The 20,583-nt window shown below is 51.9% G+C and carries 17 protein-coding genes; 9 read left to right on the forward strand and 8 right to left on the reverse strand.

The genetic code is table 11. The features are described from left to right. The first annotated feature begins 93 nt into the window (after window positions 1-93). Window positions 94-1,839 (forward strand): gamma-glutamyltransferase, encoded by a 1,746-nt coding sequence (gene ggt / locus IB222_RS01385; RefSeq protein WP_188055341.1) that lies wholly within the window; start codon window positions 94-96, stop codon window positions 1,837-1,839. Between the two features lie 44 nt (window positions 1,840-1,883). Here the strand turns inward: ggt and IB222_RS01390 are convergent, their stop codons facing one another. The 6 genes from IB222_RS01390 to yhhY all read right to left on the reverse strand — a co-directional run bounded on the left by IB222_RS01390 (window position 1,884) and on the right by yhhY (window position 7,675). Next, the gene (locus tag IB222_RS01390; RefSeq protein WP_003827595.1) at window positions 1,884-2,918 is read right to left on the reverse strand and encodes a phosphotriesterase; all 1,035 of its coding nucleotides are present in this window, start codon (window positions 2,916-2,918) and stop codon (window positions 1,884-1,886) included. After that, the gene (locus IB222_RS01395; protein ID WP_149384407.1) at window positions 2,915-3,886 is read right to left on the reverse strand and encodes a DMT family transporter; all 972 of its coding nucleotides are present in this window, start codon (window positions 3,884-3,886) and stop codon (window positions 2,915-2,917) included. The genes IB222_RS01390 and IB222_RS01395 overlap by 4 nt, the downstream gene beginning before the upstream one ends. A gap of 53 nt (window positions 3,887-3,939) precedes the next feature. Beyond that, a complete protein-coding gene (locus IB222_RS01400) occupies window positions 3,940-4,701 on the reverse strand; it encodes a glutamine amidotransferase (RefSeq protein ID WP_149384408.1) in 762 nt (253 codons plus the stop codon). A gap of 15 nt (window positions 4,702-4,716) precedes the next feature. Next, window positions 4,717-5,931, reverse strand: a complete 1,215-nt coding sequence (locus tag IB222_RS01405; RefSeq protein ID WP_003827600.1) for a PfkB family carbohydrate kinase — start codon at window positions 5,929-5,931, stop codon at window positions 4,717-4,719. Between the two features lie 324 nt (window positions 5,932-6,255). After that, a complete protein-coding gene (locus tag IB222_RS01410) occupies window positions 6,256-7,140 on the reverse strand; it encodes a hypothetical protein (protein WP_149384409.1) in 885 nt (294 codons plus the stop codon). Window positions 7,141-7,186: 46 nt separating this feature from the next. Then, entirely contained in the window at window positions 7,187-7,675 is a 489-nt protein-coding gene (yhhY, locus tag IB222_RS01415; RefSeq protein ID WP_003827604.1) for an N-acetyltransferase, read from the reverse strand. Window positions 7,676-8,103: 428 nt separating this feature from the next. Between yhhY and IB222_RS01420 the strand changes: the two genes are divergently transcribed. The 5 genes from IB222_RS01420 (at window position 8,104) to gntU (ending at window position 13,262) form a co-directional block, all read left to right on the forward strand. After that, on the forward strand, window positions 8,104-9,141 hold the full coding sequence (locus IB222_RS01420; protein ID WP_149384410.1) for an oxidoreductase: 1,038 nt from the start codon (window positions 8,104-8,106) through the stop codon (window positions 9,139-9,141). A 123-nt stretch (window positions 9,142-9,264) separates the two neighbouring features. Beyond that, window positions 9,265-9,960 carry a quercetin 2,3-dioxygenase gene (gene yhhW, locus IB222_RS01425; RefSeq protein WP_003023472.1) on the forward strand — a complete coding sequence of 232 codons (696 nt, stop codon included), beginning with the start codon at window positions 9,265-9,267 and terminating at the stop codon, window positions 9,958-9,960. A gap of 294 nt (window positions 9,961-10,254) precedes the next feature. After that, window positions 10,255-11,250: a gluconate operon transcriptional repressor GntR gene (gntR, locus tag IB222_RS01430; RefSeq protein WP_003023473.1), complete on the forward strand. Its 996-nt coding sequence runs from the start codon at window positions 10,255-10,257 to the stop codon at window positions 11,248-11,250. Between the two features lie 141 nt (window positions 11,251-11,391). Further along, window positions 11,392-11,922, forward strand: coding sequence for a gluconokinase (gene gntK / locus IB222_RS01435; RefSeq protein ID WP_003023475.1), 531 nt, complete (start codon window positions 11,392-11,394; stop codon window positions 11,920-11,922). Further along, entirely contained in the window at window positions 11,922-13,262 is a 1,341-nt protein-coding gene (gntU, locus tag IB222_RS01440; RefSeq protein ID WP_003827609.1) for a gluconate transporter, read from the forward strand. The genes gntK and gntU overlap by 1 nt, the downstream gene beginning before the upstream one ends. A gap of 95 nt (window positions 13,263-13,357) precedes the next feature. On the opposite strand, the gene IB222_RS01445 is transcribed toward gntU, so the two are convergent. Beyond that, window positions 13,358-13,804 carry a hypothetical protein gene (locus tag IB222_RS01445; RefSeq protein WP_003827612.1) on the reverse strand — a complete coding sequence of 149 codons (447 nt, stop codon included), beginning with the start codon at window positions 13,802-13,804 and terminating at the stop codon, window positions 13,358-13,360. 454 nt (window positions 13,805-14,258) lie between these two features. Then, complete coding sequence (yhgN, locus tag IB222_RS01450; RefSeq protein WP_003023480.1) at window positions 14,259-14,852, reverse strand: NAAT family transporter YhgN; 594 nt, start codon at window positions 14,850-14,852, stop codon at window positions 14,259-14,261. A gap of 190 nt (window positions 14,853-15,042) precedes the next feature. Here yhgN and asd point away from each other — a divergent pair, with 190 nt between their 5' ends. The 3 genes from asd (at window position 15,043) to glgX (ending at window position 20,582) form a co-directional block, all read left to right on the forward strand. Beyond that, entirely contained in the window at window positions 15,043-16,149 is a 1,107-nt protein-coding gene (gene asd / locus IB222_RS01455; RefSeq protein ID WP_003827614.1) for an aspartate-semialdehyde dehydrogenase, read from the forward strand. 273 nt (window positions 16,150-16,422) lie between these two features. After that, window positions 16,423-18,606, forward strand: coding sequence for a 1,4-alpha-glucan branching enzyme (gene glgB, locus IB222_RS01460; protein ID WP_149384411.1), 2,184 nt, complete (start codon window positions 16,423-16,425; stop codon window positions 18,604-18,606). Further along, complete coding sequence (glgX, locus tag IB222_RS01465; protein ID WP_149384412.1) at window positions 18,606-20,582, forward strand: glycogen debranching protein GlgX; 1,977 nt, start codon at window positions 18,606-18,608, stop codon at window positions 20,580-20,582. The genes glgB and glgX overlap by 1 nt, the downstream gene beginning before the upstream one ends. Window position 20,583: the final 1 nt, after the last annotated feature.

Here is a 20,583-nt window from a genome sequence, read left to right on the forward strand (position 1 = left end):
TAAGTTTACTCCTTTCTCGCCGTTACGATGATTATTTCAGAGTTATGCACCAGGCTTAGTGGGGGCCGACCCCCATACATCTGGAGAATAACGATGATAAAACCGACGTTTTTACGCCGGGTAGCCATTGCTGCTCTGCTCTCAGGAAGTTGTTATAGCGTTGCTGCCGCGCCGGCTGCACCACCACCGGTATCTTACGGAGTCGAGGAAGATGTGTTCCATCCCGTACGTGCTAAGCAAGGGATGGTGGCCTCTGTGGATGCTTTAGCTACCCAGGTTGGTGTGGACATTCTTAAACAGGGTGGGAATGCCGTCGATGCCGCCGTGGCCGTTGGCTATGCGCTGGCGGTGACGCATCCCCAGGCGGGCAATCTGGGCGGCGGTGGTTTTATGCTGCTGCGTACCAAAGACGGTAACACCACAGCGATCGATTTTCGTGAAATGGCGCCTGCTGGCGCGACCCGTGACATGTTCCTCGATGAGCAGGGCAACGCCGATGCGAAAAAGTCGCTGACGTCGCATCTGGCATCCGGTACGCCGGGTACCGTGGCGGGTTTCTCGCTGGCGCTGGAGAAATACGGCACGATGCCGCTGAACAAAGTGGTGCGCCCGGCGATGAAGCTGGCGGAAGAGGGCTTTGTGGTTAATGACGCGCTGGCCGACGATCTGAAAACCTATGGCAGCGAAGTGCTCCCTAATCACGAGAACAGCAAAGCCATTTTCTGGAAGGACGGCGAGCCGCTGAAAAAGGGCGACAAGCTGGTGCAAAAGAATCTGGCGAAAAGCCTGGAGATGATTGCCGAGAATGGCCCGGATGCGTTTTATAAAGGGGCGATTGCCGATCAGATAGCCGGAGAAATGCACAAGAACGGCGGGCTGATGACTAAAGAGGATTTAGCCAGCTATAAAGCCGTGGAGCGTACGCCAATCAGCGGTGACTATCGCGGGTATCAGGTCTTCTCCATGCCGCCGCCGTCCTCTGGCGGTATTCACATCGTGCAGATCCTCAATATCCTCGAAAACTTCGATATGAAGAAGTACGGGTTTGGCAGCGCAGACGCCATGCAGGTCATGGCTGAAGCGGAGAAATATGCTTACGCCGACCGTTCAGAGTATCTGGGCGACCCGGATTTTGTGAAAGTGCCGTGGCAAGCGCTGACCAACAAAGCCTATGCTAAAACGCTTGCCGATCAGATTGATATCAACAAGGCTAAGCCTTCCAGCCAGATCAAACCTGGCAAGCTCGCCCCATATGAAAGCAACCAGACCACTCATTTCTCAGTGGTGGATAAAGACGGCAATGCCGTGGCGGTGACGTATACCCTGAATACCACCTTCGGGACAGGCATCGTGGCGGGTAACACCGGCATTCTGCTCAATAATGAAATGGACGATTTCTCCGCCAAGCCGGGCGTGCCGAACGTTTATGGACTGGTGGGCGGTGATGCCAACGCGGTTGGGCCGAAAAAGCGTCCGCTGTCATCGATGTCGCCGACTATCGTGGTAAAAGACGGGAAAACCTGGCTGGTGACCGGCAGCCCAGGTGGAAGCCGAATCATCACTACTGTGCTGCAAATGGTGGTCAACAGCATTGATTTCGGGATGAACGTCGCCGAAGCGACCAACGCGCCACGTTTCCATCATCAGTGGTTGCCGGATGAACTGCGCATCGAGAAGGGCTTCAGCCCGGATACAATCAAGCTGCTGGAGCAAAAAGGACAGAAAGTGGCGCTGAAAGAGGCGATGGGCAGCACGCAGAGCATCATGGTTGGACCGGATGGCGCACTGTATGGTGCTTCTGACCCGCGTTCCGTGGATGATTTAACGGCGGGATACTGATTTTTGATTAATAGCCCGGTGTCAGGCACCGGGCGTTTTGTTGGCTATGCCGTGAGTAACCGCGCTGGATTATCAATACAGAGCTTGCGAAGAGTATCGTTGTCTACTCCACGGGCAGCCAGATAGGCGAGGAAAACATTCGGGACAAACCCCCAACCGTTCCCCCCATTTTTTGCCCACATCTGTTTGAGAAAAACATCATGGCTTAAAACTATCTGATCGGCGTAACCCAGTTCAATCAGATGAGCTACCGCATCTGCGGTCTCCTGAACGCCTGGGGCGATACCTTCTTTAGGGAAGGTAATGTCCAGACCAATCATGTCAAATTCAAGCCACACGCCGCGGTCGAGCATTTTACGTTGATAGGCAACATCTTTTCCTGACGGGTCCGAGTGTGCCAGCGAAACTTTTGCCGGAGAGACGTTCATCTCTTCAAGGACAATATCCAGTACCTCATCACCCAGCCGCAGCCACCCTGGCATATGGATATTCATCGCCGTATGGGGATTATTACGTTGTGCCAGAGACGCCGCCCGCAGACTGTTACGTTCCGCTTGGGTAAATGCGGGTGACACGCCAATTTCACCGATCATACCGGCGCGAATATCCGTCTCGCCAATCCCCTGATTCAGTTCCTTATCAATCAGTGCGGCTAATGAATCGACAGGTTTATGGATCCTGGTGCTTTCAAACTTCTCCAGATAAGGTCCTGATGAAGCAACGATATTCAAACCGGTTTTTATTGCCACTTCCCGTAACGATGAAGCGTCCCGACCGATAGACTCAGAACCCGTCGCGTCGACAATCGTTCTGCCTCCTAGTGACATAAAATTATTGATTTCAAAGATGACATCATCAATCTCTTTTCTGTCCATGTTATCGGCGCAGCAGTATGGGTCGTGTTTCAGTCCCCACTGAAGGTCAGCACTGACTTTTTTTCCTACCAGTTGCTGTGAAAAAGCATAATGTGGTTCATCAACAACGGATGACAGATCGTTAAACAGATGCTCATGCGGGAGCGTTAGCCCCATATCAGTGTGCGCCACTGGGCCTGTCACGGTTTGCAGGAAACCTTTCATCCTGACACCTCCATTTTTTGCGCCATTTTGGATGCTCTGTATTCAGGAATGGTGGTAACAATTGCGCCCACTAACGCGAACAACGTGCCGATGATGGTGACCAGATAGACCGTATTGCCTAAGGATGGGATCAATTCATCAATCAATACCGACCCAAGCAACTGGCCTGCGGTAGACGCTACCCCCAGCATTAGCAGACCTAAGCCTCTGACCAGAATCGCCATCAGCCCGATGGACAGCAGACCCAGCGGGCCACCGAGATACATCCACCACGTATTGGGTAACTGGACGGTGACATGGCCTAATGCGACACGTATCGCCAGTGCAGCGCCCAGCACACAAAAGCCGACAATGAAGTTCCAGGTAATGGAAACCAGCATAGAGCCCGTGGCCTCGGCAACTTTGGCATTTCCAGCAGGCTGCCAGCCAGCGAGTAATCCTGCCAAAAATGGAAGGATAGCGAGCAGGATAAAGGAGGTTGAATGCCACTGTGGCGACACGACAAAAATCGTGGCAATAACCGCGAACAATGCGCCAGCAACGCGCCATGGGGTGAAATATTTCTTCTCATCCACACCGACACCAAAACGGTCGCACAGTAGGCCGGAAAGGAGCAGGGCGGAAATTAATGCAGTTTGAAACGTGGCAACGCCCAACGCGCTGGCTGATGCCCCTTCCGAAAATACAACCATCGCTCCACATAATCCGGCAAACCAATTCCACAGCGGGATTTTTCTCTTTTTAATCAGCGTCGGGATCGATGCGAATTGCTGGCGTGTTTCTTTACGCGCAATAATAATGAAAAACATGACGACCAGACCGCTGGCGAACGAGATTACTGCACAAGCATTACCATCTTGCAACCAGTGTCCCAATTGCCCATTAACGGCAGACTGCATTGGGGAAAGCATACCGGCTAAGATGGTTGCAAGCATCAGTAAGGGAGTTGAGTACTTATTTTTGTTCATACATCAATCCTTGTATTTTATAAAAGGAGTAACTTTCGTTACTCCATTGTTTTTTATTTTCTGGCGATGAATTGAAGCGTGTTAACCCACAGGTCGGTATAAAACGGCCAGGACATAAATTGCTGTGTTCCCCAGTGTGGCGAACAGTCGCTCATGAAGCAGGCGGTTTTACCATGTTGGTATTCACCGAACACTAACAGCGGGTCATTATTTATTGTTAAAACAACATCGGCATCTTCTCTGGCGACAACCTGGTTATATCCAAGAAATACCGGGTAGTCTGAGAATCCGTTAACGACAGGATGTTCTGGGGAGATAGCCTCAGCGCAGATACCCTCTGGTTTTTCTACCCGGTCATCGCCGTCAAGCATAATAACTGGCAAAACCTCGGCAAGAATGGTGTTCTTGTAATTAGCCTTGGCCTCAATGCCCATAAATGACAGATAGCCGCCAATCATGAGCAGACCACCACCATTTCTGACATACTCTTTAATTGATTCCAGAGCATTTGGCTTTATTTTTAGCTGATAGAACGTCTCGTTTTGCAACAGGAACGTATTGCTGCCGATATCGCTAATGACAATGACATCATAACGGTTTAGTTCATCAATGCTTTCTGGAAATGCAATTTGCACGGTGTGAGCCGGCATATAATCAATTTCTACACCACCTTTCTTTAAGCATTCAAGCAACCATGTAGCACCTTCTTCATATTTACTGGAGGTAAAACTGTCATAGCCTTTTGAATGAATCATGTGAATATGCCAGGATTCTCCAATAAAGAGCACCTTTAGTTTTTTCTGCGTATTGTTCATAGTCTGCTCCTTGATTTAGTGAGTAGAGATAGTTTGTTTGTAATGTGAGCCCTGAATGCGATGAAGAACGGATTCGTTTTCTGGCATGTCAGAGGCATTGGGTGTTTCAACAGCAAGCGAGGCGAATGCGCTCGCGTAGCACAATGCAGATGCCAGTGATTTTCCTTTAGCAAGGCCAGACGCGAGTGCGCCATTGAAGGCATCGCCAGCGCCAGCCGTATTTTTTACAACGGCCGGAAATGCCGGAGAATAGATGAATTGCGTTCCGTCATAAGCGAGAGAACCTTTGCTACCCAATGTGATAATGGTATTTTTGACACCTTTTTGATGAATAATCTTTGCTGCACATTTGGCTGATTCAATATCGTTGACGGACATGTTTGCCAGCAGACCAGCTTCGGTTTCATTTGGCGTGATATAATCGATGTCATCAATGATGGTATTAACCATTTCATTATATGGCGCTGGGTTAATAATGACCGGGATATCATTTTTCTGTGCGAGACGAATGGTTTGTTGAAGTGCTTCGTAATTTGTCTCCAGTTGTACGAGAACAATATCTGAATGAACGATGGCTTCTTTTTGTATGGTGATTTCATCAGGTGAAATTGTCATGTTAGCACCTGGATAGATAGCGATGACGTTATCCCCGGTATCTCCATTCACCATAATAGTCGCTGTACCTGTCTGTGTTTCTTTGGTCTGATAGATAACGCTTTTATGGATTTTTGATGAGTTTATAAAATTAATGGCGTAATCACTGAAATGGTCTGACCCTACTTTAGTAATAAAATGCACATCAGAATCGGCATAGCTTGCCGCTAATGCCTGATTGCATCCTTTACCACCGGGCGAAAAAATAAATTTATCGGCAAGCAATGATTCGCCTGTCGAGGGTAGCCTCGGTAGATAACTGATAATATCAACATTGAACGAGCCAATAACACATACATTATTCTTCATGGCAGAGAGACCTTTTTTTATTTTCTGCGCTGATTCATATTTTTCCAGCACATAAGCAATTTCGTTTTTTGCAACGTTATCAAGAGAGTCAAGGGTAATAAATGCACCACCATGACAGCGAGTGAGATATCCCTGCCCGGCAAGTTCATTGAGATCTGAGCGAATAGTTTCCTTTGTTACCTTGAGACTTTTCGCCAGATTTGAAACTTTTACAACTCCCGAAATACTGATTTCTTTCAATATTCTATGATGGCGTTCAAATTTCATTTTTTACCTCACCGTGGTTAAGTTAGTCCCAGGGGAAGTATATTGTTGTGATTGTCACCATAAAGTGATGGCAGAAACCAAAAAAAAACAAAAATGTAATATTAATATTATTAAAGTTACGAAAAATAGCGATGAAGATAGAAAGCTGAATAACCATATAATTCAGGTGGTTGTTAAGCCTGAACATGACGGTGGGGGAAGGCGATAGGCTGTAATCAACAACTCTATGTCAGGACTGGATGGCGCTTCCGTTCTTGAATTTTTCGGTGGGATATAAAAAGAATGGCCTACAGCGTTTTGAACGATGTAGGCCTGACTGGTAGGTTATGGCGCATATCGCTGCAGTGATTCGGACCAGCGGAATATTTGGCTGCTTTTATCCTGTAGGTTAACGCGCTCTAAGTCATAAAACCTGTGCGTCTTTGCCGAGCGCATTTTAAGAATGTACTTACTTTCGCTGATGTCGTGCTGCCTTGTGCCGTCTTTATTCCAGTCTCCAGCAATGTCCGAATAGTAATAAACAAGGTCAGAAAACACGTTGATTATCTTGCTGTCTTTGATGGTGTAGAGTTCCAGCACTTCATAAAATGCGCCGCCGCCGGAGTAGGCATCGGAGTATCCACCTCGTACCCCGAATGCCAGGGTATCGGGGGCGATCCGGTACGGTGCCAGATCCAGTTTTGTATAATAAGCCAGCGGTCTGACGGACTCATCATCGCTCTCTTTTTCTGCGGCTTTATTCCACTCTGAGAGCTGGTTTAACGGTTTTTCCGAGCGTGCAATCGGCGTTAGCTGTGGATTCTGCCAGGAAAAAACGCCGAGATATAATTTATTAGCGCGCCCGTTGCTGTAGTTTTCCGGGCAGGTGTTATCCGCGTATTTTTTTGCTTGCTCGGCGTCAGCCTTATTATCGGCAAAACAAGCAATGCCAATATATTTACCGTCTTTTCCCCAAGATTTAGCACCGGTCAGGATTAGGTTGTCAGGATCTTCATTCGGTGCAACCCATGCAATCCACTGCTTTTCAGATAAGCCCTGAGGAAGCTCACCAAATCCTTTCGCAGGGGTTGCTCCTGCCATTTGCTCAGCAAAAATCTGTTTACCTTCCGGATGTTGGATGGCACTGGGTACAGAATCGAGATTTTGTACGGTAGTGGCAAAAGCAGGGGAGAGCGAGGCCAGCAACACCAGGGGAAGAAACTTTTTCACTATTGCGTCCTTTCAATAAGCAGGGCGATATGACTCGCCCTTAAATTTATTTCACGCGCGCCATAAAGTAGGCATCAACATACTCACCGTTGCGCAGGCCGTATTTCTTACCGGTGCCTTCGATTTCAAAGCCGTACTTCTTATAGACTGCTACAGCAGGCTCATTATCAACAAATACCGTCAGCTCAATGCGCTCGACGCGCAGCCAGTTGTCGCACATGTCGATCATCGTACGAATCAGCGCGCTGGCAACGCCACGATTGTGCCACCTGGCATCCACGCAGATACCAAAATCGGCCACGTGGCTGCGGCGCGGGCGCTGCGCGACCTCAATACAGAGATGCCCCACGACGATACCGTCAATGCAGGCAACCAGTTGTTTGACACCGGCTTGCTCGGTTAGCCGTGCTTGCCACATTTCGAGGGAAGGATGAGGAACCTGTAGCGTGTTGTGGTACACCTCCGGCTGGGCGTGGATCTGACGAATTGCGTCGTAATCTTTCGGTTCAGCGTGGCGTATCACTATCTCACTCATTCCTTATCTCCTGCAGGGTTAATTGTGCATTTACACTCGCTGAGAAAGAAAAATCCGTCAACTGCATTTTTTTGCAAAAAGAAGTAGACAAGTGCGAATGAGAATGATTATTATTGCTCTGCGTTCAGGGGAACCCCTACGGAGAACCTGAAAGCACGACATTGCTCACATTGCTTCCAGTATTACTTTAGCCAGCTTTTGCTGGCTTTTTTTTTGGGGTTTTGTTTCAGCCTGGCTTACTTGTCATTTTGTCCCCGGGGTGGGGCGACTGATGCCGGATGGCGCTTGCGCTTATCCGGCCTACAGCTGAGACCTGGGTTTTGTAGGCCGGATAAGGCAACGCCGCATCCGGCATGATGACAGGATGGATTCAGTCTCCAGCCGCTTTGCGCTATGGTGTAGACAATCATCTTCAAAAGGATCGTCTCATGACCTTACACTGCGCATTTATTGGTTTTGGTAAAAGCACCACCCGCTACCATTTGCCGTACGTCCTCAACCGCAAAAATAGCTGGCACGTCGCGCATATTTTCCGCCGCAACGCCAGGGCGGAAGAGCAGGCGCCGCAGTATTCACATATTCACTTCACCAGCGACCTCGACGAGATCTTAAACGATCCGCAGGTGAAGCTGGTGATCGTCTGTACCCATGCTGACAGCCATTTTGAATACGCCAAACGCGCGCTGGAAGCGGGTAAAAATGTGCTGGTTGAGAAACCCTTCACCCCAACGCTTGCGCAAGCAAAAGAGTTGTTTGAGCTAGCGCAAAGCAAAGGGCTGACCGTTACGCCGTATCAGAATCGTCGTTTTGACTCCTGTTTCCTCACCGCTAAAAAAGCGATTGAGAGCGGCAAGCTCGGCAAGATTGTTGAGGTTGAAAGCCATTTCGATTACTACCGTCCTGAAGCAGAAACCAAGCCGGGACTGCCGCAGGACGGCGCGTTTTATGGTCTGGGCGTACACACCATGGATCAGATTATCTCGTTGTTCGGACGCCCCGATCATGTGGCCTACGACATCCGCAGCCTGCGCAACAAAGCGAACCCGGACGATACCTTTGAAGCGCAGCTGTTTTACGGCGACCTGAAAGCCATTGTTAAAACCAGCCATCTGGTGAAAATCGACTATCCGAAGTTTATCGTGCATGGCACCAAAGGCTCGTTTGTGAAGTACGGTATCGACCAGCAGGAAACCAGCCTGAAGGCTAATATCATGCCGGGTGAGCCAGGTTTCGCTGCCGATGATTCCATTGGAATGCTGGAATATGTCAACGATGACGGCATCACGGTGAAAGAAGAGGTGAAGCCGGAAGTGGGGGACTACGGTCGCGTCTATGATTCGCTGTACCAGACGCTAACCGCCGGTACGCCTAATTACGTCAAGGAATCTGAAGTTCTTACCAACCTGGAGATCCTCGAACGCGCCTTTGAACAGGCAACGCCTGCCACGATAACCCTCGCCAAATAGCCTGCACAGACTCCTCTGGTCTTGTTCATATTTTTTGAACAGAGGAGTCAATTTTCACCCTCTATGATCCCAGACGGATTGAGTCCACACTTACTCCATCGAAAACATCTGGGGATGAACACAATGATCTACTTACGCAAAGCTAACGACCGTGGCCACGCTAATCATGGCTGGCTTGATTCCTGGCATACCTTCTCTTTTGCCAACTACTATGACCCGAACTTTATGGGGTTCTCGGCACTGCGCGTGATTAACGATGACGTGATCGATGCAGGCCAGGGCTTTGGCACCCACCCCCATAAAGACATGGAAATCCTGACCTACGTGCTGGAAGGCGCGGTAGAGCATCAGGACAGCATGGGCAATAAAGAGCAGGTTCCGGCCGGTGAGTTTCAGATTATGAGCGCCGGGACGGGGATCCGTCACTCGGAGTACAACCCGAGCAATACTGAGAAGCTGCATCTGTATCAGATCTGGATCATGCCGCAGGAGAACGGTATTACTCCGCGTTATGAACAGCGTCGTTTCGATGCCGCTCAGGGTAAACAACTGGTGCTGTCGCCGGATGCCCGTGATGGTTCACTGAAAGTGTACCAGGATATGGAGCTGTACCGTTGGGCGCTGGTCAAAGATGAGCAGTCGGTGCATCAGATTGCCGCTGAACGCCGCGTCTGGATCCAGGTCGTAAAAGGTAACGTGACGATTAACGGGACCAAAGCGACCACCAGCGACGGTCTGGCAATCTGGGATGAACAGGCAATTTCTATTCATGCCGACAGCGACAGTGAAGTGTTGTTGTTTGATCTGCCGCCAGTATAAAAATACACGTCATCCTTCAAGCTGCATCTGTGTTGGCTTTCCTCGCTCACCCCGGTCGCGTACTTAATGTACGCTCCCGGGGATTTAATGAGGGACATCCTTGTCCCTCACCAGAGGCAACCTTCGGTTGTTCAAATTCGTTCCTGACGAATTTGTCACTGCGTCGCCGCCTTGATGCAACTCGAATGATTTTGTGTATTTATCACAATAAAAAACTCCTTTTTTTCTCTGCGAAGGTTCACGCACGTCCGTGGTAAACTGGGGGAATCTATCCCTTTTTAACGCTTCAGGACGATGAAAAAGAAAAGACCCGTACTTCAGGATGTAGCCGACCGCGTGGGCGTGACCAAAATGACGGTCAGTCGCTTTTTGCGTAATCCGGAGCAGGTCTCCGTGGCGCTGCGGGGCAAAATTGCCGCTGCACTTGATGAGCTGGGTTATATTCCCAATCGCGCTCCTGATATCCTTTCTAACGCCACCAGCCGCGCTATCGGCGTGCTGTTACCGTCTCTCACTAACCAGGTTTTTGCTGAAGTGCTACGCGGCATTGAGGCCGTCACCGACGCCCATGGTTATCAAACCATGCTCGCGCACTACGGCTATAAGCCTGAGATGGAACAAGAGCGCCTGGAATCGATGCTGTCGTGGAATATCGATGGCCTGATCCTCACCGAACGTAGCCATACGCCCCGTACGCTGAAAATGATTGAAGTTGCCGGTATCCCGGTGGTTGAATTGATGGACAGCCAGTCTCCGTGTCTGGATATCGCCGTCGGTTTCGACAACTTCGAAGCCGCGCGTCAGATGACTGCCGCTATTATCGCCCGCGGGCACCGTCATGTAGCCTATCTTGGCGCACGTCTTGATGAACGTACTATCATCAAACAGAGAGGCTATGAGCAGGCAATGCGAGATGCCAACCTGGTGCCGTACAGCGTGATGGTGGAACAGTCTTCTTCCTACTCCTCCGGTATTGAACTCATCCGTCAGGCGCGACGTGAATACCCGCAGCTCGACGGCATTTTCTGTACCAACGATGACCTGGCGGTAGGGGCGGCCTTCGAATGCCAGCGTTTAGGGCTGAAAATCCCGGATGACATGGCGATTGCCGGATTCCACGGTCACGACATCGGGCAGGTGATGGAGCCGCGTCTGGCGAGTGTGCTCACGCCGCGTGAACGGATGGGCAGCATTGGCGCAGAACGCCTGCTGGCGCGCATTCGTGGTGAAGCAGTCACGCCTAAAATGTTAGATTTAGGTTTCACCTTGTCACCGGGCGGATCTATTTAAGCCAACAACTTTGAAGTAGCTCACACTTATACACTTCGAGCACGAATGGATATTGCTTCTCTATTTATCCGGCTGGACAATGTTACCGATAACAGTTACCCGTAACAATTTCCTGATTCTTGTACCAGTGGGGGCAACGCTTTGAGCACGACTAATCATGATCACCACGTTTACGTTCTGATGGGCGTATCGGGCAGCGGTAAATCTGCTGTCGCCAGCGAAGTGGCGCATCAACTGCAGGCCGCGTTTCTTGATGGCGATTTTCTCCATCCGCGCAGCAACATCATGAAAATGGCTTCCGGTGAGCCACTCAACGATGACGACCGTAAACCGTGGCTACAGGCGCTGAATGACGCCGCTTTTGCGATGCAGCGTACCAACAAGGTTTCGCTGATCGTCTGTTCTGCCTTGAAAAAAGTCTACCGCGACCAGTTGCGCGACGGTAACCCGAACCTCTCTTTCATTTATCTGAAAGGGGATTTTGACGTTATCGAAAGCCGTCTGAAGGCGCGTAAAGGCCACTTCTTCAAAACACAGATGCTGGTTACCCAGTTTGAAGCGCTGGAAGAACCGGGTGCGAATGAAAACGATGTACTGGTGGTCGATATCGATCAACCACTGGACGGTGTGGTCGCCAGCACCATTGAGGTTATTAACCAAGGCAGTAAGTAGTGAGCACATTAACGCTTGTTTTAACAGCAGTAGGGTCCGTTTTATTACTGCTGTTTTTAGTGATGAAGGCGCGTATGCACGCCTTCGTTGCTTTGATGGTGGTATCCATTGGTGCAGGTCTCTTTTCCGGTATGCCGCTCGATAAAATCGCGGCGACCATGGAAAAAGGGATGGGAGGCACGCTCGGTTTCCTGGCGATTGTGGTGGCGCTGGGGGCGATGTTCGGCAAGATTTTGCATGAGACCGGCGCGGTCGATCAGATTGCCGTCAAAATGCTGAAATCCTTCGGTCACAGCCGCGCACATTACGCGATTGGCCTGGCCGGTCTGATTTGCGCGCTGCCGCTGTTCTTTGAGGTGGCGATTGTGCTACTGATTAGCGTAGCGTTTTCAATGGCACGCCATACCGGTACTAACCTGGTTAAGTTGGTCATTCCGCTGTTTGCGGGCGTGGCGGCTGCCGCAGCGTTCCTGCTGCCGGGGCCTGCGCCGATGCTGCTGGCCTCTCAGATGCACGCCGACTTTGGCTGGATGATCCTGATTGGCCTGTGCGCTGCGATTCCGGGCATGATTATCGCCGGGCCGCTGTGGGGTAATTTCATCAGCCGTTACGTTGAGCTGCATGTACCGGAAGACATTACCGAGCCGCATCTGGGCGAAGGCAAAATGCCCTCCTTTGGCTTCAGCTTATCGCTTATCCTGCTGCCGCTGGTGCTGGTTGGTCTGAAAACCATCGCCGCACGCTTTGTTCCGGTCGGTTCTTCAACCTACGAATGGTTCGAGTTTATCGGTCATCCGTTTACCGCGATTCTGGTTGCCTGTCTGGTGGCGATTTATGGTCTGGCGGTGCGCCAGGGCATGCCAAAAGACCGCGTGATGGAGATCTGCGGCCATGCGCTGCAGCCAGCGGGAATTATTCTGCTGGTGATTGGCGCGGGCGGTGTGTTCAAACAGGTACTGGTGGATTCCGGCGTTGGTCCGGCGCTGGGCGAAGCGTTAACCGGTATGGGCTTGCCGATTGCCATCACCTGCTTCGTGCTGGCGGCGGCGGTGCGTATCATTCAGGGTTCCGCGACCGTGGCCTGCTTAACGGCGGTCGGTCTGGTGATGCCAGTGATTGAGCAACTGAACTATTCCGGTGCTCAGATGGCAGCGCTGTCTATCTGTATCGCGGGCGGCTCTATCGTGGTCAGCCACGTTAACGATGCCGGTTTCTGGTTGTTCGGTAAATTTACCGGCGCGACCGAAGCGCAAACGCTGAAGACCTGGACGATGATGGAAACCATCCTCGGTACGGTCGGCGCGATTGTCGGTATGATTGCCTTCCAGCTGTTGAGCTGATGGCATTGCCCGGTGGCGCTTGCGCTTACCGGGCCTGGAAACGAGCATATATCAACACCGTAGGCCGGGTAAGGCGAAGCCGCCACCCGGCTTTTTTACAGCACCATCACACCATCCTCGGTTTTCAACCAACGCGGCGCTTTTAACGTATCGGCGAAATAGCCTACCAAATCCTGCAGTAAATCGCCCGCCACGCGTTCCATCTCGTCAGACAGCGTTTTGCTCATCAGTAAATGCGTCAAAAGCTGGCAGTAACGCCCCATCTGATCTGGTTCGGGTTCAAAGAGGGGAGTGCGGGTCGGTAAGGTTTCTACCGTCAGGCTGGCCTGTAGATGCTGCGGTACAGGTTCCGTTAAGGTTGGTTGTAGTAGTGCCAGACAGGCCGACAGGCGCGCACATATCGCCAGTTTTTCAACAGGGTCATGACATTCAACAAGCCCTTCGACAAAACGCTCACAGTTATCTGCCAGCTCGGTAAAATCCGTTGCATGGCTAAAGGGCAGGGTAAATAAAGAGTGTGAAAAGAGAGGGGTAGTCGCCATAGGGCAGCCTCCAATGAGTGAAATTTACCACCACCGAAGGGACCAACCTTTTGGTGGCGGGCTGAACGGAGTTGGTCCTACCGGCCTCATTGGATACCGGTGCGTCTTGTGACGCCACCGTCCAGCCCACCATTGAGGTGTAGCTGGTCGCACGACAAAAGTGAATTTTATCGCGAATGAGGTAATCAGGGGACCAATCCTGGCACCTGATTTTGCAGGTGCAGCGAGAAGATAATGCTTATCCGTGATGCTGACAAGAGGGCATTCCGGAAGGCGCTTCGCAGAAATGAAAATACGCTTTTTCAGAGAGTTAAATGATTGAGGTGTTTCTCATAAACACATTCACGGCGCTGATTGCCCGGTGGCGCTTGCGCTTACCGGGCCTACAAACGAGCATATATCAACACCGTAGGCCGGGTAAGGCGAAGCCGCCACCCGGCATAAAGTGAGTGCGTTACCCCTTCATCCACATCCGAACGCCGTCGAGGAACATCTGGGTTGCCATCATCACCAGAATCAGCCCCATCAGGCGCTCCAGCGCGTTAACCCCTTTCTCTCCCAGCAGGCGTAAAAATAGCGAAGACTGCAGCAAAATCACGAATGTGCCGCCCCAGGCGATCAGCAGCGCAATCACCAGGTGCCCCATCTGGTTTGGATACTGATGCGACAACAACATTAATGAGGCCAGGATTGTCGGCCCGGCTACCAGCGGAATCGCCAGCGGTACGATAAACGGCTCTTCACCAGCCGGAAGCCCGGTGCTATTCCCGGTGGCGCTGGGGAAAATCATCTTAATGGCGATCAGGAACAGAATGATGCCCCCGGAGATCGATACGGTTTCTGCACGCAGGTTAAGAAATGCCAGAATTTTCTCGCCCGCAAACAGGAATATCAGCATCACCAACAGCGCAATAAACAGCTCGCGAATCATAATCGCGCGGCGACGTTTTGGTTCGGTATGTTTCAATACGGACATGAAAATGGGCAGATTTCCGAGCGGATCCATAATCAGGATCAATAAAACTGCCGCTGAAATGATTTCATTCATAACTCAAATTCCCTGATAATTACCGCGGACTTTCTGCTTGCTTGCGCAGCGGGATAAGTCGCATTACTGATGGCTTCGCTATCATTGATTAATTTCACTTGCGACTTTGGCTGCTTTTTGTATGGTGAAGGATAGGCCAGTAGGATACTGGTTAGCATACACAGCACACATCTCTGCAGGAAAAAACGCTATGAAAAATGTTGGTTTTATCGGCTGGCGCGGTATGGTCGGCTCTGTTCTCATGCAACGCATGGTTGAGGAGCGTGACTTCGACGCCATTCGCCCTGTTTTCTTTTCTACTTCCCAGCTTGGGCAGGCGGCACCGACGTTCGGTGGCACCGCGACCGGCACACTTCAGGACGCTTTTGATCTGGATGCGCTGAAGGCGCTCGATATCATCGTGACCTGTCAGGGCGGCGATTATACCAACGAAATCTATCCAAAGCTTCGTGAAAGCGGTTGGCAAGGTTACTGGATTGACGCAGCCTCTTCGCTGCGTATGAAAGACGATGCCATCATTATTCTCGATCCGGTTAACCAGGATGTCATCACCGACGGCCTGAATAAAGGTATTAAGACCTTTGTCGGCGGCAACTGTACCGTTAGCCTGATGCTGATGTCTCTCGGTGGCCTGTTTGCCAATGACCTGGTTGACTGGGTTTCCGTGGCAACCTATCAGGCGGCTTCCGGCGGCGGCGCGCGCCATATGCGTGAACTGCTGTCTCAGATGGGGCATCTGTATGGCCATGTGGCCGAGGAACTGGCGACCCCTTCCTCTGCTATTCTCGACATCGAACGTAAAGTGACGACCCTGTCCCGCAGCGGCGAACTGCCGGTTGATAACTTTGGCGTACCGCTGGCCGGTAGCCTGATTCCGTGGATCGACAAACAGCTCGATAACGGTCAGAGCCGCGAAGAGTGGAAGGGACAGGCGGAAACCAACAAAATTCTCAACACGTCTTCCGTGATCCCGGTTGATGGTCTGTGCGTGCGCGTCGGCGCGCTGCGCTGCCACAGCCAGGCGTTCACCATTAAACTGAAAAAAGATGTGTCTATTCCGACCGTGGAAGAACTGCTGGCGGCGCACAATCCGTGGGCCAAAGTTGTACCAAACGATCGGGATATCACCATGCGTGAGCTAACCCCGGCGGCCGTCACCGGCACGCTGACCACGCCAGTAGGCCGTCTGCGTAAGCTGAACATGGGACCGGAGTTCCTGTCAGCCTTTACCGTGGGCGACCAGTTGCTGTGGGGTGCTGCGGAGCCATTGCGCCGTATGCTGCGCCAATTGGCGTAATAGTTTGTTAACGATCAAGGGGTGAGGAATCACCCCTTTTTTTGCGTAATACAGGAGTAAGCGCAGATGTTTCATTTTTTACCAGGAGTAAGATAAAGCATTGGCTATTCTTTAAGGGTGACTTAGTACCGGAGGTATTAAGTTGTTGCCTGAAGGTGGGACGACGCAGAGAGGATGCACAATTGTGCTGCGCCGTTCAGGTCAAAAAAAGTGTCACTACCTGATGTCGAAAATCAGTTGGAAGGGGTGACACCATAAAACAGGATGACAACCATGTCCGTTCGTATCGATAGAGACGTGATTAATGCGCTAATTGCAGGCCATTTTGCGGATCCTTTTTCCGTACTCGGTATGCACCAAACTGATGCTGGACTCGAAGTCCGCGCCCTATTACCTGACGCCACCGAAGTGTGGGTGATCGAACCCAAAACCGGACGCAAAGTCGGCAAGCTGGATTGCCTCGACTCTCGCGGTTTTTTCTGTGCAGTACTTCCCCGCCGTAAAAATTTCTTTCGCTATCAGTTGGCCGTTGTCTGGCATGGACAGCAGAATCTGATTGATGACCCTTATCGTTTTGGCCCGCTGATCCAGGATATGGATGCATGGCTGTTATCTGAAGGTACGCATCTGCGACCTTACGAAACGCTGGGTGCGCATGCGGATACCATGGATGGCGTCACCGGTACTCGTTTCTCCGTCTGGGCACCCAACGCCCAGCGTGTTTCGGTGGTTGGTCAGTTCAACTACTGGGATGGCCGTCGCCACCCGATGCGCCTGCGTAAAGAAAGCGGTATCTGGGAGTTGTTTATCCCCGGTGCGCAGCATGGTCAGCTGTATAAATACGAGATGATCGATGCCAACGGTAAGCTGCGGATTAAAGCCGACCCTTACGCGTTTGAAGCGCAAATGCGCCCGGAAACCGCGTCACTTATTTGCGGTCTGCCGGAAAAAGTGGTGCAAAGCGAGGAGCGTAAAAAAGCCAATCAGTTTGATGCGCCGATCTCTATCTATGAAGTACATCTGGGTTCATGGCGTCGTCATACCGATAACAACTTCTGGCTGAGCTACCGCGAGCTGGCGGATCAGTTAGTGCCTTACGCCAAGTGGATGGGCTTTACCCACCTCGAACTGTTGCCGATTAACGAGCATCCGTTCGACGGTAGCTGGGGTTACCAACCTACCGGCATGTATGCGCCGACCCGTCGCTTCGGGACTCGCGATGATTTCCGCTATTTCGTGAATGCTGCGCATCAGGCGGGGCTGAACGTCATTCTCGACTGGGTGCCGGGCCATTTCCCATCGGACGACTTTGGTTTGGCAGAGTTTGATGGCACTAACCTTTATGAGCACAGCGACCCGCGCGAAGGGTATCACCAGGACTGGAACACGCTGATCTACAACTACGGTCGCCGTGAAGTCAGCAACTACCTGGTGGGTAATGCTCTGTACTGGATTGAACGTTTTGGGATCGACGCGTTGCGCGTGGATGCCGTGGCATCGATGATTTATCGCGACTACAGCCGCAAAGAAGGGGAATGGATCCCAAACGAATTTGGTGGTCGTGAAAACCTTGAAGCCATTGAGTTTTTGCGCAATACCAACCGCATTCTTGGCGAGCAAGTTCCGGGCGCGGTGAGCATGGCGGAAGAGTCCACCGACTTTGCCGGCGTTTCAAGACCACAGGATATGGGCGGTTTAGGGTTCTGGTATAAGTGGAACCTCGGCTGGATGCACGACACGCTGGACTACATGAAGCTGGACCCGATTCATCGTCAGTACCATCACGACAAGCTGACCTTCGGCATGCTGTACAACTACACCGAAAACTTTGTCCTGCCGCTGTCGCATGATGAAGTGGTACACGGTAAAAAATCCATTCTCGATCGCATGCCGGGAGACGCATGGCAGAAGTTTGCCAACCTGCGCGCCTACTACGGCTGGATGTGGGCCTTCCCGGGCAAAAAACTGCTGTTTATGGGCAACGAGTTTGCGCAGGGACGTGAATGGAACCATGACGCCAGCCTCGACTGGCACCTGCTGGAAGGTGGCGATAACTGGCACCACGGCGTACAGCGTCTGGTGCGCGATCTGAACCACACCTACCGTCATCACAAAGCGCTGCACGAGCTCGACTTTGACGCCTATGGCTTTGAGTGGCTGGTGGTAGATGACAATGAACGTTCGGTGCTGGCTTTCGTGCGTCGTGACAAGGTCGGCAATGAAATCATCGTGGTCAGTAACTTTACGCCTGTGCCCCGCCACGGCTATCGCTTCGGTATCAATCAGCCAGGCAAATGGCGTGAGATCCTCAATACCGACTCGATGCATTACCACGGCAGCAATACCGGTAACGGCGGTGCGGTGCACAGCGATGAAATCGCCAGCCATGGTCGTCGGCACTCACTGAGCCTCACGTTACCGCCGTTGGCAACGATTTGGCTGGTCCGGGAGGGGTAATGACGCAACTGGCAACCGGCAACGCCACCCCCCATGGTGCAACGTATGACGGCCATGGTGTCAATTTCACACTCTTCTCGGCCCACGCTGAACGCGTTGAATTATGCGTATTCGATGAGCAAGGGTGCGAACTTCGCTATGACCTGCCGGGGCGTAGCGGTGATGTCTGGCATGGCTATCTGGCCAACGCCCGGCCCGGTCTGCGCTATGGCTATCGTGTTCATGGCCCATGGCAACCGCAGCAGGGCCACCGGTTTAATCCGGCCAAGCTGCTGCTTGACCCTTGCGCCCGTCGGGTGGATGGCGAGTTAAAAGATAACCCGCTGCTGCACGGTGGGCTAAATGAACCGGATCATCATGATAATGCCACCATCGCGCTGAAGGGCGTGGTGGTGTCCGATCATTATGACTGGGAGGATGATGCCCCGCCGCGCACGCCGTGGGGCAATACCGTGATTTACGAAGCGCATGTCAAAGGGTTGACGTATTTGCATCCTGAGCTGCCGGAAGAGATTCGCGGAACCTACAAAGCGCTGGGCCATCCAGTGATGATCGATTACTTCAAGCGCCTCGGCATTACCGCGCTGGAGCTGCTGCCGGTGGCGCATTTTGCCAGCGAACCACGGCTTCAGCGGCTGGGGCTGTCGAACTATTGGGGCTACAACCCGGTAGCGATGTTCGCGCTGCATCCGGCCTATGCCTGTTCGCCGGAGAGTGCGCTTGATGAGTTTCGCGACGCGGTAAAAGCGCTGCACAAAGCGGGGATTGAGGTCATTCTCGATATCGTTTTGAACCACAGCGCCGAGCTGGATCTCGAAGGCCCCGTCTTCTCGCTGCGCGGAATTGATAACCGTAGCTATTATTGGATCAGGGACGATGGTGATTACTACAACTGGACCGGTTGTGGGAACACCCTCAATCTGAGCCATCCCGGCGTTGTGGAATACGCATGTGAATGCCTGCGCTACTGGGTTGAAACCTGCCATGTGGATGGTTTTCGTTTTGATTTGGCTTCCGTCATGGGGCGTACACCTGCGTTTCGTCAGGATGCGCCGCTGTTTACCGCGATCCAAAACTGTCCGCAGCTCTCACGCGTTAAGCTGATTGCGGAACCGTGGGATATTGGTGAAGGCGGCTATCAGGTGGGGAATTTCCCTCCGCCGTTTGCCGAGTGGAATGACCATTTCCGCGATGCGACCCGACGCTTCTGGCTCCAGCGTAATCTCTCGTTGGGTGAGTTTGCCGGGCGTTTTGCCGCATCAAGCGACGTGTTTAAACGCAATGGTCGCAAACCCAGCGCGACGGTCAATCTGGTGACTGCGCACGACGGTTTTACGCTACGCGACTGTGTGTGCTTCACAAATAAGCACAATGAAGCGAATGGTGAGGAAAATCGCGACGGCACTAGCAATAACTACAGCGACAATCATGGTAAAGAAGGATTAGGCGGCACGCTGGACCTGATTGAGCGGCGGCGCGACAGCATTCATGCGCTGTTAACCACGCTGTTGCTCTCCCAGGGGACGCCGATGTTGCTGGCGGGCGATGAGCATGGTCATAGCCAGCACGGCAACAATAACGCTTACTGCCAGGATAACGTCCTAACCTGGCTGGAATGGCAGCAGGCAAACAGCGGACTAACCACATTTACCGCAGCCCTGATCCATCTTCGTCAGCAAATTCCTGCATTAACGGGTGATCGCTGGTGGGAAGAGGGCGATGGCAATGTTCGTTGGCTGAATAAGTACGCACAACCCTTAAGTGCGGATGAGTGGCAAAACGGCCCGAGGCAGATGCAAATCCTGCTTTCAGACCGTTTTCTGATTGCAATAAATGCCACGCTTGAGGTGACAGATATCGTTTTACCTGAAGGGGGATGGTGCGCCGTTCCCCCATTTGCCGGAGAGGATAATCCGGTGCTTACGGCTGTCTGGCAGGGACCTGCGCACGGACTGTGTGTGTTCCAGAGAAGATAAA

Origin of the sequence: Citrobacter sp. C13, from assembly GCF_014596815.2 — a bacterium.
In the GTDB taxonomy this organism is placed as follows: domain Bacteria; phylum Pseudomonadota; class Gammaproteobacteria; order Enterobacterales; family Enterobacteriaceae; genus Citrobacter; species Citrobacter portucalensis.